Origin of the sequence: Exiguobacterium sp. s122, from assembly GCF_018618475.1 — a bacterium.
Classification (GTDB): Bacteria; Bacillota; Bacilli; order Exiguobacteriales; family Exiguobacteriaceae; genus Exiguobacterium; species Exiguobacterium himgiriensis.
Genome location: NZ_JACSMD010000004.1, coordinates 1 through 13,575, shown reverse-complemented (window position 1 = coordinate 13,575; position 13,575 = coordinate 1). Strand labels below are relative to the sequence as shown.

At 44.9% G+C, this 13,575-nt stretch carries 10 protein-coding genes and 3 pseudogenes; 8 read left to right on the top strand and 5 right to left on the bottom strand.

The genetic code is table 11. The annotated features are described in order from the left end of the window. Window positions 1-220: 220 nt before the first annotated feature. Window positions 221-1,342: an ISL3 family transposase gene (locus KNP92_RS13570; RefSeq protein ID WP_214841448.1), complete on the top strand. Its 1,122-nt coding sequence runs from the start codon at window positions 221-223 to the stop codon at window positions 1,340-1,342. Window positions 1,343-1,396: 54 nt separating this feature from the next. On the opposite strand, the gene KNP92_RS13565 is transcribed toward KNP92_RS13570, so the two are convergent. The 4 genes and pseudogenes from KNP92_RS13565 to KNP92_RS13550 all read right to left on the bottom strand — a co-directional run. Beyond that, window positions 1,397-1,876, bottom strand: a complete 480-nt coding sequence (locus tag KNP92_RS13565) for a TVP38/TMEM64 family protein (protein ID WP_214686824.1) — start codon at window positions 1,874-1,876, stop codon at window positions 1,397-1,399. A 143-nt stretch (window positions 1,877-2,019) separates the two neighbouring features. Continuing rightward, window positions 2,020-3,180, bottom strand: a complete 1,161-nt coding sequence (locus tag KNP92_RS13560) for a D-alanyl-D-alanine carboxypeptidase family protein (RefSeq protein WP_214837972.1) — start codon at window positions 3,178-3,180, stop codon at window positions 2,020-2,022. 25 nt (window positions 3,181-3,205) lie between these two features. After that, window positions 3,206-4,657: a UDP-N-acetylmuramoyl-L-alanyl-D-glutamate--2,6-diaminopimelate ligase gene (locus tag KNP92_RS13555; protein ID WP_214837970.1), complete on the bottom strand. Its 1,452-nt coding sequence runs from the start codon at window positions 4,655-4,657 to the stop codon at window positions 3,206-3,208. A 199-nt stretch (window positions 4,658-4,856) separates the two neighbouring features. Then, window positions 4,857-5,282 (bottom strand): annotated as a pseudogene (locus tag KNP92_RS13550) (YdhK family protein); the annotation flags it as partial. A 185-nt stretch (window positions 5,283-5,467) separates the two neighbouring features. On the opposite strand from KNP92_RS13550, the pseudogene KNP92_RS13545 reads away from it, so the two are divergent. The 5 genes and pseudogenes from KNP92_RS13545 (at window position 5,468) to KNP92_RS13525 (ending at window position 10,199) form a co-directional block, all read left to right on the top strand. Beyond that, window positions 5,468-6,218: pseudogene (locus tag KNP92_RS13545) on the top strand (cytochrome c biogenesis CcdA family protein). 77 nt (window positions 6,219-6,295) lie between these two features. Beyond that, window positions 6,296-6,802 (top strand): annotated as a pseudogene (gene resA / locus KNP92_RS13540) (thiol-disulfide oxidoreductase ResA). A gap of 330 nt (window positions 6,803-7,132) precedes the next feature. Beyond that, complete coding sequence (locus tag KNP92_RS13535) at window positions 7,133-8,041, top strand: F510_1955 family glycosylhydrolase (RefSeq protein ID WP_029595519.1); 909 nt, start codon at window positions 7,133-7,135, stop codon at window positions 8,039-8,041. 99 nt (window positions 8,042-8,140) lie between these two features. Then, complete coding sequence (locus KNP92_RS13530) at window positions 8,141-9,544, top strand: sensor histidine kinase (protein ID WP_214837968.1); 1,404 nt, start codon at window positions 8,141-8,143, stop codon at window positions 9,542-9,544. Next, the gene (locus tag KNP92_RS13525; RefSeq protein WP_029595517.1) at window positions 9,522-10,199 is read left to right on the top strand and encodes a response regulator transcription factor; all 678 of its coding nucleotides are present in this window, start codon (window positions 9,522-9,524) and stop codon (window positions 10,197-10,199) included. Before KNP92_RS13530 ends, KNP92_RS13525 begins: the two co-directional genes overlap by 23 nt. Window positions 10,200-10,258: 59 nt before the next feature. Here the strand turns inward: KNP92_RS13525 and KNP92_RS13520 are convergent, their stop codons facing one another. Then, on the bottom strand, window positions 10,259-10,591 hold the full coding sequence (locus tag KNP92_RS13520) for a four-helix bundle copper-binding protein (RefSeq protein WP_081828355.1): 333 nt from the start codon (window positions 10,589-10,591) through the stop codon (window positions 10,259-10,261). A gap of 273 nt (window positions 10,592-10,864) precedes the next feature. Here KNP92_RS13520 and copZ point away from each other — a divergent pair, with 273 nt between their 5' ends. After that, a complete protein-coding gene (copZ, locus tag KNP92_RS13515; RefSeq protein ID WP_029336157.1) occupies window positions 10,865-11,068 on the top strand; it encodes a copper chaperone CopZ in 204 nt (67 codons plus the stop codon). Window positions 11,069-11,205: 137 nt separating this feature from the next. Next, on the top strand, window positions 11,206-13,344 hold the full coding sequence (locus KNP92_RS13510; protein WP_285801081.1) for a heavy metal translocating P-type ATPase: 2,139 nt from the start codon (window positions 11,206-11,208) through the stop codon (window positions 13,342-13,344). Window positions 13,345-13,575: the final 231 nt, after the last annotated feature.

Below are 13,575 nucleotides of genomic sequence, written 5' to 3'. Positions count from 1 at the left end.
AGAATAAAGGAAGTAATTATCCGAAATGACTTTTCATGGGCTCATCACCGTAAGGTGTGGTTGACACATAAAATCCATCGGATTTTGAATTGAACATAGAAAAAAAGCGAAAACCCCGGTATCGTAATTGTTGCTTAGACAAACCACGATTGGAGTTTTCGCTTTGTCCCAACAGTTTATCAAATTACTTCTTCCACTTCCAGCCCTTTTTCAGATCCAAATGTCATCAGACGAAGAACCAAACGTTTTTCCGATCATCCCGGATCGACATGACATCCCTTGTCCGCTGTGCCAGAGAAAGACCATCCTGCATTCGAAAAAGCGGCGTCGCTTTCGACACGGTCATGCGTGGAACGTCGGTGTACTCTGGATCGAACTGGATGTCCCACGTCAAAGATGCACCTCTTGTGATTTGACGTTCGTGTATGACTACGGTCTCGGGCTCGTCCGCACTTCCACCGAGGTTTTCCGGAAAGGCATCGCAAAACGTTGCCACGGACGGACGATCTCAGATGTCGCACGCGAGTACGGCCTCCCTTATACGACGGTGGAGCGCTGGTTCTATCAGTACGCTTCGGTGGAGACGATGGAGCGTGCAACGCAAGTCCTGGTCGACGAGTTCGCCACGAGAAAGGGGCACCACTATGCGACGATTGTCCTCGATGCCAAGAGTGGCCAGCTTCTGTCCATTGTCCCGGGCCGGGACGTGGCAGCCATCACGGCAGCACTTCAAGGCATATCCGGGGATATCCGTTCTGTCGTCAGTGATTTTGCACCGGCGATGGCGAAGGCCATCAACCATGTCTTCCCGGAGGCAGAACATGTGCTGGACCGGTTCCACCTCGTCCAGTTCGTCACGGACGCCCTTCGCCGACGGCGTCGTTTTTTGAACGAGGCAAGACGCCATCACCACGTTCGCGTGATCGATCGTTCGCTCGCGCGTCGCCCGGAAACACTGACTGGGGAAGACCGGGAGGTCGTCCGTTCCTGTATTCAGGAAGATCCATTCATTCGGAACCTCTATCAAGGGCTCCAGCATATCCGGTATGTGCTGAAGGCGACGTGCGAGATACAGGCGCAACGGCGGCTGTCGGACTGGTTGGACCGTTATCAGTTCCATCCGTGCGGGCCCCTGGCGAAGATCGCGAAAGCAATCCGGGTCCGGGAGCAAGCGATGCGCCAGACCATCGTGTCAAGGCTGTCGAACGGGAAGATGGAAGGGACGAACAACAAGATCAAGCTCATCAAACGCCGTGGTTATGGCTATCGAAACCTCGAACGATTCTTTTTAAGATTGCGCCTCGAGATCGGTCGTCAAAATAGCAACCACGAGTTATGGTGATGAGCCAGAAAAAGAGGATGAATTTATCGAAGTTTTCTCAAACAGGGGGTAAAATTACAAAGAATTTTTTCTTTTGTTCTTTGCCCAGATCACTAGAAACGATAGAAAGATCAAAATAAATAAGCCGTACTGATAACCGGGAGGTATGGATTCTACAAGGCCATAAACAACAGCCACTTCAAGAGAAACGGCCGGAATTTTACCGATGGTGCTGGCAATAATGAATAAGCCACCTGGAATGGGCGTCAAGGCCGCCCCTGCTGTTACCAGACCTGATGGGACAAAAGGAATTAAGCGCAGCAAGATGATTGCCCAGAAGACGCGGCTTATTGAAGAACTCTGGATGTACCTCCAGAACGGCCGCTTTAACCACTTTGGATTAACTTTTGAAAACCCATATCGATATAGGTAAAATCCGACGATAGCGCCAAAAATCTCCCCCGACAAAGAAAGGATGACGCCAATGGTTAACCCTAAAGAACTGATATTGAGAGACGTGAGCAAAAAGCTTGGGAAAAAGCCAACTGCACCCATACTTATGTTGAAAATGAGAAGCAGCAGAAATTCTAAAACGGGGAACTGAGTGTTTATGGTATAATCCGCCTCCTGCGCTGTTTAAAAAATTGATGGTATATAAAAGTTCAGTTGAATGAAATTTTAAGATAGAGAAGTGCGTTCTATATCCGTTTTTTTCGAATTCGGTAATACACTAATCCTGAAAAGCCAACGACGAGGAGGAACAAATAGATTGAACTTAAAATCCCAGGTGGGAAAAATGTGCGAACGTCTTCAGAATTAGAAGGAAGGTTTGTCTCAGAAGCACTGACAACGGGAAACTGATAAGAAGACAAAAGAGTGCCATCCTGATCAGTAATCCTTAATAGTCCATCTTCTTTTACAGCGATTGTCACTTGCTCATCTGTTTGGTGTGTATAAAAGAAATCGCCTGGCGTAATGTATTCCACATCACCGGCAAAAAAGCTGCTTTCTTTCGGAATGCTCACTGTTTTAAAATTTTCAAATCCAAAATCCAAAAGTTGAATAGTGTCAGCATAAGCTTCTGCCTCTGTGTCGCTTTTTAAGGTGACGACAATTAAATTCAGGTTTTCTCTTTTGGCTGTCGTGGCCAGCGTGACGCCTGCTTCTGGCACAAACCCGGTTTTACCACCCGTAACGCCTTCATAAGGTTTTTCCCTTAATAGTTTGTGGTGGGTATAAAGCGTGGTATCCCAGGATTCACCGTTCCAGGGCAGTTCTTTTGTTCCAAATATTTTCATGAATTCATCGTTCTTCATCGCATATCGGGTTAACTTCGCTAAATCTTCGGCTGTCGTAACATGCTCGGGATCAAAAAGACCGTGGGGATTTTCGAAGTTCGTATTCCGCAGGCCAATTACATCTTCTAAATATAAATTCATATCAGCAGAAAATAACTCAACGCTGCCGCTGATGTGTTCAGCAATGGCGACGCCGGCATCATTTCCAGAGTTGACTAAGAGGCCCAGCAACAGTTTTTCTAAAGTCACTTGTTCTCCCTCTTCCAAATAAACACGGGTGCCTTCCGTATTGCGTGCTTTTTTACTGATGGTTACAACATCATTTAATTTTCTGTTTTCAATTGCATAAATGGCTGTGGCAATTTTTGTTAGGCTGGCAGGATACATCTGCGACTGTGCATTTTTTTCATAGAGGATTTTTCCAGTCGTTGCTTCCATGACAATAGCTGCTTCACTGGATACGTTTGGCAGGGAAGGGTCATCAGTTTTACTGAAAACGGACGAAACGATTAAAGTGTTGATCATGATTAAAATGGTTGAAACAACACTTAGTTTTTTCATAACTACTCCCTCCTGAGTGATTATTTTAGTTCTGCTTTATTATATAATTGACGGTTTCCCGGTCCGAATCAGTCGGTAAATGAAAGGTTTGCTGGTATTTCTCGTGTCCTTTACCGGTAATCACAATCCAGTCGCCTTCCTTGCTTTCATGGATTGCTTGCTGAATGGCGAGTGTACGGTCTGGAACGATGCTGCCTTTTGAGTTGCCGTATGTTTCATTTAGTTGGTTTAAAACTTCCAGCATATCTCCTGGAGAAACATTGTTCAGGTCGTCCAACGTTAAAATGTAGCGATCACTCATTTCAGCAGATATGGATAGCATGTGCTTTCTCTTGCTGGCATCTCGATTTCCACGAAAGCCGAAAATATGGGTTATTCGTTGGGCCCCTTGTGATTTTGCAGTTTCCAGGCAGTAAGAGATGGCATCCGGAGTATGGGCATAATCCACAATAACGATCGAGCCCTTGTCCAGTTTCGTGATCTCAAAGCGTCCATCGACTCCCTTGAAATGGTGAATGGAGTTTAAGAGCTTTTCTTTGGGGATACCCAGCAACAATGATGTTCCGTAGGCCATTAAGGTGTTATACATATTGTGCATTCCGGTCATGGCAGCGACCATTTGATACGTTTCGTTACTTTCAATCACCCGCATAGTGGAGGACAGTGAATGAATTTTTGCAACACGCAGGTTGCATTCAGTGGATGTGCCAATTGCATAAATCGGTTTTCCCTTTGTTTGCAGGATTCCACAGAGCTTTCGTCCCCACTCATTATCTGTATTCACTACAGCAATCCCATGTTCTTTCATCTGATTGAACATTGTAAGCTTCGTCTGAAAATATTCTTCCATGGAACTGTGATAATCCAGGTGTTCATGGTGAAGATTGAGGAACAAGCCGTAATCAAATTCAATGCCTTCTAACCGATACTGGGCCAGTCCATGAGAAGAAACTTCCATAATGACGACCTCATCCTGACTGAGGGTCAACAGTTTATGGAGAGCGAGTGAATTTGGTGTGGTGTTCGAGCTTTTCATTTTTTCGCCATTGATAATATTTTGGTTGGTACCGATGACAGAACAACTCATACCGTTGCTTTCCAGAAAGTGCTGGAGCATATAGCTCGTCGTCGTTTTTCCGTTGGTGCCCGTAATTCCAATCATTATTTTCTGGTCAGATGGACGGCCATAAAAATTCCTGGCCAGGATGCCAAGCGCTTTCCGGCTATTTTCCACCTGTAAATAAGGGACACCTAACCGGGTAATTTCTTGTTCTCCGATGACAAGGGCTGCCCCTTTTTCAATTGCCTGGTCAATAAACCCGTGACCATCAATTTCAAATCCTTTAATAGCAACAAACACAAAACCTTTTTCCACATCGCTTGAGTTATCGGCAATCCCCTTGATGTCTAATTCTAATATTCTGGAATCTAATCGGGAGATTAGACCGGATTCGTTCAAAAGCTGATTTGTTTTCATAGATTTGGTGACCTCTCTAAAACTATTTAAATTTGATTTATTCTATTATAAAAATGTTGAAAAAATGTGCAGAATTTATACGGGAAGCCTAACTACTAAAACTTAATGTTTTTGTAATACAAACGAAATCGAATCCTTTATGAACCATTACAGATAAAAACCCGGGATCTTGTTGACAAGATCCTGGGTTTTGGCGCTTTTATTCGGGTAACAGTTCGCTTTCAGTCACCCATTTATGATTGGTGACTTCCTCGCCTCCGGTGGTCGGGACGAAATCAACCATATAGACGGTCGTTTCTTCGGTAGAATCAACCGTAGCCGTTGCGCCGTCCATTCCCTCCATATGGTCAGCGGCAATGGCCGCTTCATCGCCCGTTTCCAATGGTTCATCACCTGGATTTTCCAATTCTGCGTGAATCACCCATTTGTGATTTTCAACCGGCTCGCCTCCGTCCGTCGGCGTATAGGTCACTGCATAGGCGGTTGTATCATAAGCCCCGACAATTGTGGCTTCAGCACCTTTCATGCCTTCCATATGATCGGTTTCAATAATCGCCTGGCTTCCAACTTCAAAGGTTGGATTTTCGGCTTCCTGCAAATCATCCGGGACTTCACCTGAACCGGAATAGAAGAAACTGCACAGAAAATCAAGAATTAATCGGTAAACTGGATTGGTTGACGTCTTCTGGAACGGTTAAGCAAGCACGGGGAAGTAGAAGTTAAGAGAGGGGCTGTATTTAATTTTACATACCTTGAAATTCCCCGAGTCTTATATAGAAAATTTCATTTGATTCCTTAAGGGATACAAAAATGATAAAGAAGAGGATTCAACTTACTGTAATAGGAGGTGTACAAGTGGCGGAAATTAGTTTGTATCTTGCCTTTGGCGCAGGGCTTTTATCATTTATCTCTCCATGCTCCCTTCCTTTGTATCCGGCTTTTTTATCCTACCTTACTGGAGTTTCAGTCAATGAGTTAAAGACGGGCAAGGGAATGATGAGGAGCACGGCTTTGATTCATACGGTTCTATTTTTGATAGGTTTCTCCATCATTTTTTAGCGTTGGGCTTGTCGACTTCGCTTATCGGAAACTTCTTCTTGGAATATCAAGTTCTTCTACGTCAATTGGGCGCTATTTTGATGGTGTTTTTTGGCTTGGTCCTAACCGGTATTCTGAAATTCGACTTCCTGCTGACGGATAAGAAATTACAGTTCCAGAAAAGGCCCTCCGGATACGCGGGTTCTGTTCTGATCGGCATTGGCTTTGCAGCTGGATGGACCCCGTGTACCGGTCCCATACTTGCAGGAGTTATTGCACTCGGAGTAGCGGATCCGGACAGTGGCTTACTCTATATGCTGTTTTACGTTCTGGGATTTCCATTCCTTTTCTCTTGATGTTGTTTTTTATTGAGAAAATGACTTTCTTGAAGAAGAAGAGCGCTCTTTTCATGTCAATAGGAGGAGCATTAATGATTCTGATGGGCGTTTTACTTTACTTTGACATGCTGACAGAAATCATCGCTTTTTTATCGCAATTTACGGGTGGATTTACAGGGTTTTAATGGACTCAACCCAGCATCTAGGAAGGACGTGACAGTGTATGGCTGCTAAAAAGGATAAAAAGAGAAATCGCTTGATTATGAGGACAAGTATTTTGTTGATTCTGGTTGTCGCTATTGCATTTACCATCTAAAACGGATTAACAAAAGAGAAAAACGAATTACTGCAAGTTGGAGATTCGGCACCCGATTTTGCGTTGACGGATTTGAACGGGGAACGGCATCAGCTGTCTGAGTACAAAGGGCAGGGGGTGTTCGTGAACTTTTGGGGTACTTGGTGCAAACCGTGCGAAAAAGAGTTCCCGCTGATGGAAAAGCAGTACCAGGTATACAAGGATCAAGGTGTGGAGATACTCGCTGTCAATATTGCGCAATCCGATTATGAAGTGAGACAATTTGCTGAACAGCGAAATTTAACGTTCCCGATTGTTATCGATAAGGACAAAAGTGTTATGGAAGCTTATAATATCCGTCCATTGCCGACTACTCTGTTAGTCAATCAAGAGGGCAAAATCGAGAAAATTATTACGGGTGAAATGTCCGAAGAGGATATCGCGAGTTATATGGAACAGATCAAACCGTGCTGATACCTCTGAATTTCCCAAGCATAATGCGGGCCACGTTATTTTGAAAAATGCTGCAAAGAAAAAACGAGAAAAAAACATTTCTTTAAAGTGGACTAACCGAAAGAAAAGAAATGTCAGGTGTAGAAAATTTATAAATAAAAATCAGGCAAAGATCCTCCACCGGACCGATTGGAAGGATTATTCCTTTTGGGTCAATTGTAGAGGGAATGGATTAGCTGTTTTGAAATCAAGATATCTGCACAAAAAGTCGAAACTTTTTCGTTAAACTTTAAGAATGTTATACTTATAAAAAATAAAAAATAAAAAATGACATATTCGGAGGGCATCTACATGAAAAAAAAGAGAATAGGAACGGCAGTGCTGTCGGCTTTTCTTTTGCTGGCAGGCTGCAGCAATGATACAACGGATTCATTTGAAGTGCCGTTTGAAGGGGAACTGAACCATGTTCATGGGATGGGTTATGCAGGAAATGAGAACGGACTGTATTTTGCCTCGCATACCGGGCTGAAAATTTACCGGGAAGAGGGCTGGTTCGAAACGGCGGATAATTTTCATGATTATATGGGCTTTAATGCAACAAATGAAGGATTTATTACGTCGGGCCACCCAAGTGCAGACTCAGAATTACCCAATCCCCTAGGGATACAGCGAAGCATCGACAGCGGTAAATCGATTGAAGAGATTGCATTTCAAGGAGAAACGGATTTTCATGCCATGGCGGTGGGATATAACAGTAACGACATTTTCCTAATCAATCCGGCCAAGAATTCCCTATTGGAAGCCGGCGTATATAAAAGCGGTGATGAAGGCGAATCATGGAAAACTGTGAAGGCTGAAGGGCTGGAAGGCGAAGTGACTTCGCTCGCTCTTCACCCGGCTGACTCAAACTTCGTCGCTGCAGCTACGGCTGCAGGGATTTATTTCTCACGGGATGGCGGAGAAAATTTTAAAGCCATTACAGACGGAAGTGAAACAGGCACAGCGGTGCATTTCACCGAAGACCATTTGTACTTCGGAAGCTACGGGACAGCGGCGGCTCTGGTGAAGTATACTATGGAAAATGAAGAACTCGAGCCGGTGGATACACCGGACCTTTCACAAGATGCCGTCGCTTTTATTGCACAAAACCCGATGGATGGAATGGAACTGGCGATCTACACATTTGAAGGCAATGCCTACTTGTCGGAAGACGGATTACAGACCTGGAAAACGCTGCTGGAAGAGGGAAAAACCAAGTAGAAACCAGCTAGCCGTTTGAAAGACGAACCGAATCCAACAGCTTTCGGCAGCAGTCTTTGTCTTGATTGCTGCTAACCAATCGACTTAAAGAGGGATGCCATGTTAAACAGGCTTGCATTGAAAATAGGTTTGCTGTTTTTTGTGTTTATTATCATCATTGAATTGGTTTTGTTTTTAACCCTGTACGTTACTTTTGTCAATGAACGGGTGGATGAAGTCATGACCAACCTGCTTGCAAGAGGGAACACCCACAGCGAAGTATTGGAAGACAGTTTTGAACCGGCGACATTGAACCATGTGGCGTTGATGGAATCGGCCTCCGATTTCATCGTCATCATCACGGATGCAGATGGCAACGAATTGACCCATTCCGATCTGATTGAACCTGAAATGAGGGAAGTGTTGGAACACACCGATTTTGATGAGGTTCTGCAGGGAGGGAAGGTCGTGGAAGAGCGATGGGACAAAAAAGAGTTTATTGCGACGGACAGCCCAATCACCATTGAAGGAGAACATAGAGGCCACGTGTTCATGTTTGCGGAAACCAATCATATCAAAGGGATGGTCAGTCATTTGCGAAACCAATTCCTGATTGTTGGCCTGATTGCTGTCGGGTTGACCGTCATCACAATTTTTCTGCTATCCCGATTGATTACGTTGCCGTTGATTCGGATGAAAGAAGCGACGGAACAGTTAAGCGAAGGGCACCACGAGGTCAGCCTGAATATTGGCCGAAACGATGAGTTGGGAGAGCTGGCGAACGCCATCACTGCTCTATCCAGTGACTTGGAACATTTAAAAAATGAGCGGAATGAATTTTTGGCGAGTATTTCGCACGAGTTGCGGACGCCGTTGACCTATATCAAAGGATATGCCGATATCGCGAGCCGGCCGGATGCATCCGAGGAAGAGAAAAAGGAATACATTGGCATCATCCGGGAAGAGACGGCCCATTTGACGGAATTGATCCGGCAGCTGTTTGAGCTGGCTCAGATGGATCATAACCAGTTCGCCATTCAAAAAGAGGAATTTTCACTGGAGATGCTTTTTGCATCCGTCGTTGCCTTGGTTCGGCCAGCTTTTGACGAGAAACAGATTTCATTGGCTGTCCATTGTGAACATGAGATTGTCGCCTTCGTTGATCCCGAACGTTTTCAGCAGGTATTGCTGAATGTCTTGGACAACGCCCGCAAGCATTCTCCTGAAGGAACACAAGTGGTATTACAGGGAGTCCAAGATAAAGGTACCATCACCATAAGCATCCGTGATGAAGGAGAGGGCATACCGGAAAAAAATCTTCCTTTTGTCTTTGAACGATTGTATCGGGTCGATAAATCCAGATCCAGACAGTACGGAGGAAGCGGTCTTGGCCTGGCGATTGCGAAAGAAATCGTCGAATCGCACGGTGGTCTCATGACGCTTCAAAGTGAGTACGGACAAGGGACAACCGTCCTGATAGAATTGAAAAGGGGGGATTCGCTTGCAGAAAGTGCTGTTGGTTGATGATGAACAACGAATGCTGGATTTAGTGGCTTTATATTTGAAGCCGCATCAGTACCTCTGTAAAAAAGCACTGGGAGCTCATGAAGCCCTCGACTATTTGGAATCGGAACCTTTCGATCTCGTCTTACTGGATATCATGATGCCGGAAATGGATGGCTGGGAACTGTGCCGCGAAATCCGGAAATTTTCGGATGTGCCAATCATTATGCTGACGGCGCGGGAACAACAGGAGGATATTGTTAAGGGATTGAATATCGGGGCGGATGATTACATCACAAAGCCGTTTAATGAAGATGAGTTGCTGGCCCGGATGGGGGCGCTGCTTCGCAGGAGAACTCCGAAAAATACCATTGAAGTGGACGGTTTGGTGTGGGACGAAGACCGGTTTGAACTTACGTACGGCAAACATATCATCAAATTGACGCCAAAAGAATTTCTGATGGTGGGCCATCTGATGAAGAATGCCGACAAAGTGTTTACGAGGGAGCAGCTGATCCAGTTAATTTGGGGATTCGACTCAGAGACGGAAGGGCGGACCATCGATTCGCATGTGCGAAATGTTCGGGAAAAAATCCGCCAGTCCGGTTTTCCGGTCGATGATCATTTTCTCACGGTTTGGGGAATCGGCTACAAATGGATCCATGAAGCAGAATGATGCTTGATAAAAGAAAAGGTCCGTCGGAAAATATTTCCGACGGGCCTTTTTGAGTAAGGTTATGCGGCGTTACGGCAAGCTTCTGCACATCTACGGCAAGCTTCCGCACAGCGTCTGCAATGTTCATGATGATCGGCGTGCTTCTCACATTCCTCTGCGCAAGCTTCGCAAATGGTTGCGCAAACGGCTGCCAGTTCGGAAACGAACGGTGAATTGTGAGTAATGGCATGTTCCAAAAATGCACAAATGTCCGCGCATTCCCGGTCTAATCGAATGCACTGTGCTAGCATCTTCACATCGTCTTCCTGCAGACAAGCGTCAAAACAATGGTTACATTCCGCTGCACAATCATGTAATGCCCGAATCAATTCCTGATGTTGTTCATGAGCCATGTTAAAACCTCCATTTCTTATTTTTGCTTCATTTACTGGATTTCCCTCTCCTTTCCAAACTAAACAGAAATACCGAAACTCCATAGAAACTGCACATTTTATAGACAAGTAATCAAATATTAAAATCAATGGTGCGGTTTTTTTTTGGGGGTCATTGTGAACTTCTAAATTAGAGTCATGGAACCAGCGATAAAGTAAAATGATACTAAACACTTGATATACCCTATCGGGGTATGTTAAGTTTAAGGAAATATTACTTTAGGAGGAATAATAATGATTGAAACATTAAAAGTACAAGGTATGTCCTGCGGCCACTGTGCAAACTCGGTTGAAACGGGCGTCGGTGAACTCGAAGGGATTTCATCTGTGACAGTTGATCTTAAAAAAGGCGAAGTGGCAGTAGACTATGATACTGCCAAGACATCATTAAACGAAATTCAGAAAGCGATTGAAGAACAAGGGTATGACGTCGTATAAGGGTGCTTTCACAGCACACTTTACTTTTAAATGAAATATACCCCCGCGTGGTATATTCGGCAAGAACTTTGTGAATGTTAAGAATGTAAATAGGGTTAAATAGGATAAGAACCACTAGTTTGGAGGAGGCGCACTGAATGGCTAAAAATGATAAAGACCATCACCACCATCAAGACGAACAGGTAGATCACAGTAAAATGGATCATTCCAAACATGTTGGGCATTCGTACCATGAAGACCAAGTGAAAGAAGGCATTCAAGACGACAGCAATCCTGCCAAAATTCATGATGATCATGCCCATCACAATCATGGTGGCCACGATCATAGTGACCATGGACATCACCATCATGGGAATTTCAAAGAAATTTTCCTGAAGTCGCTGCCCTTGGGCATTGTCATTCTATTATTGTCGCCGATGATGGACGTTCGGCTTCCTTTCCAATTTACTTTTCCATACTCGGATATTGTGGTCGCTGTATTAGCAACTATCTTATTGGTTTATGGCGGAAAACCCTTCTATCAAGGTGCAATCGCTGAATTTAAGGAAAAAGCACCGGGCATGATGGCCCTTATTTCATTAGGGATATCCGTTTCCTATTTGTACAGCATTTACGCCGTGCTGGCACGCTACGTAACCGGCGATCACATCATGGATTTCTTCTTTGAATTCGCGTCCTTGCTGTTGATCATGCTCCTTGGACACTGGATCGAAATGAAGGCTATCGGAGAAGCAGGAGACGCGCAAAAATCGCTCGCCGAATTGGTGCCGAAAGATGCACATGTGGTATTGGAAGATGATTCGATCGAGACGCGTCCCGTAAATGAGCTGAAAGTCGGAGACCTTGTACGGGTTCAGGCCGGAGAAAACGTCTCTGCCGATGGCATCATCAAAAGAGGCACCTCGCGGATCAATGAAGCTTTGCTGACGGGGGAATCTAAACCCATTGAAAAAGGAGCCGGAGACAAAGTGATCGGCGGTTCCACGAACGGTGCAGGCATCATATATCTTGAAGTACAGGAAACCGGCGACCAATCGTTCATTTCCCAAGTACAAACCCTGATAAGCCAGGCGCAGGATCAACCTTCAAGAGCTGAAAATCTGGCTCAAAAAGTAGCCGGCTGGCTGTTTTATATCGCCATTGCGGCGGCTTTCCTCGCTTTTGTCGTTTGGCTGTACATTGCTGACATTCAAACCGCTGTTCTTTTTACGGTTACGACATTAGTCATTGCATGTCCACACGCTCTCGGCCTTGCCATTCCGCTGGTTATTGCACGAAGCACCAGTTTAGGTGCAAACCGCGGGCTGTTGGTGAAAGACCGCGAAGCATTGGAGCTGGCAACTAAGGCTGATGTAATGATACTGGATAAAACGGGTACATTGACTACTGGCGAATTTAAAGTTTTGAACATGGAAACACTGGATGGTCAACATACCGAAGCCGAAATCGCGGCGTTAATGGCAGGGATTGAAGGCGGGTCCAGCCACCCAATCGCCCAGTCAATCGTCCAATACGCTGAGAAACAAGGGATTCAGCCTGTCCACTTTGATTCGATTGATGTTGTGTCGGGTGCGGGTATAGAAGGAAACGCCAATGGCCGCAAATACGAATTGATCAGCCAAAAGGCACTTGGAAGAGATGTAGCGGTGGATGTTCCCAAAGGGGCAACATTAAGTATACTAGTTGAGGACGGGAATCCGATCGGTACGGTCGCATTAGGCGATGAATTGAAAGAAACGAGCAGAACGCTCATACAGGCATTGAAGCATTACAATATAAAACCGATTATGGCTACAGGTGACAATGAAACGGCTGCCCAAGGAGTAGCAGAGGAACTGGGCATTGAATACAGAGCCAATCAATCACCGCAAGATAAATATGGTTTAGTGGAATCACTGAAAAATAATGGACAAACGGTTATCATGGTCGGCGATGGCGTCAACGATGCACCATCCCTTGCAATAGCAGACGTTGGGATAGCAGTCGGCGCCGGAACTCAAGTCGCCATCGATTCCGCTGATGTGATTTTGACTCAGTCGGATCCAGGCGATATTGAATCCTTTATCGAATTGGCCAATAAAACAACCAGTAAAATGAAACAGAACCTCGTGTGGGGAGCCGGTTATAACTTTATTGCCATTCCCATAGCGGCGGGTGTTCTAGCCTCCATTGGGATTACGTTGGCTCCTGCCGCAGGAGCAGTTCTGATGTCCGTGTCCACGGTTATCGTGGCTATCAATGCGATGACATTGAAACTAAGAAATAGAGCTGTTTAACACCGTGTTTAATTGTCGTACACGAAAAGTGCTGCCTCCCAAAAGTTGAATTTTCTTTAACCTTGGGGGCACAGTTTTGTATTAGGTTAAAGTCAAACGGAGGTTTGAAGACTTTGGATAATTAAATATATTTTTATAGTTAACATATGAGATATTATCGGAAGAGAGGAAGCCCAAAAGCTTCTTCTCTTTTCTACTTAAATTCAATTAACACAAAAAAGTTTTCAAAAA

Coding starts and splice junctions, on each gene's coding strand:
- KNP92_RS13570 (WP_214841448.1), top strand. CDS start 221: ATGTCATCAGACGAAGAACCAAACGTTTTTCCGATCATCCCGGATCGA.
- KNP92_RS13565 (WP_214686824.1), bottom strand. CDS start 1,876: ATGGGTGCAGTTGGCTTTTTCCCAAGCTTTTTGCTCACGTCTCTCAAT.
- KNP92_RS13560 (WP_214837972.1), bottom strand. CDS start 3,180: ATGAAAAAACTAAGTGTTGTTTCAACCATTTTAATCATGATCAACACT.
- KNP92_RS13555 (WP_214837970.1), bottom strand. CDS start 4,657: ATGAAAACAAATCAGCTTTTGAACGAATCCGGTCTAATCTCCCGATTA.
- KNP92_RS13535 (WP_029595519.1), top strand. CDS start 7,133: ATGAAAAAAAAGAGAATAGGAACGGCAGTGCTGTCGGCTTTTCTTTTG.
- KNP92_RS13530 (WP_214837968.1), top strand. CDS start 8,141: ATGTTAAACAGGCTTGCATTGAAAATAGGTTTGCTGTTTTTTGTGTTT.
- KNP92_RS13520 (WP_081828355.1), bottom strand. CDS start 10,591: ATGGCTCATGAACAACATCAGGAATTGATTCGGGCATTACATGATTGT.
- copZ (WP_029336157.1), top strand. CDS start 10,865: ATGATTGAAACATTAAAAGTACAAGGTATGTCCTGCGGCCACTGTGCA.
- KNP92_RS13510 (WP_285801081.1), top strand. CDS start 11,206: ATGGCTAAAAATGATAAAGACCATCACCACCATCAAGACGAACAGGTA.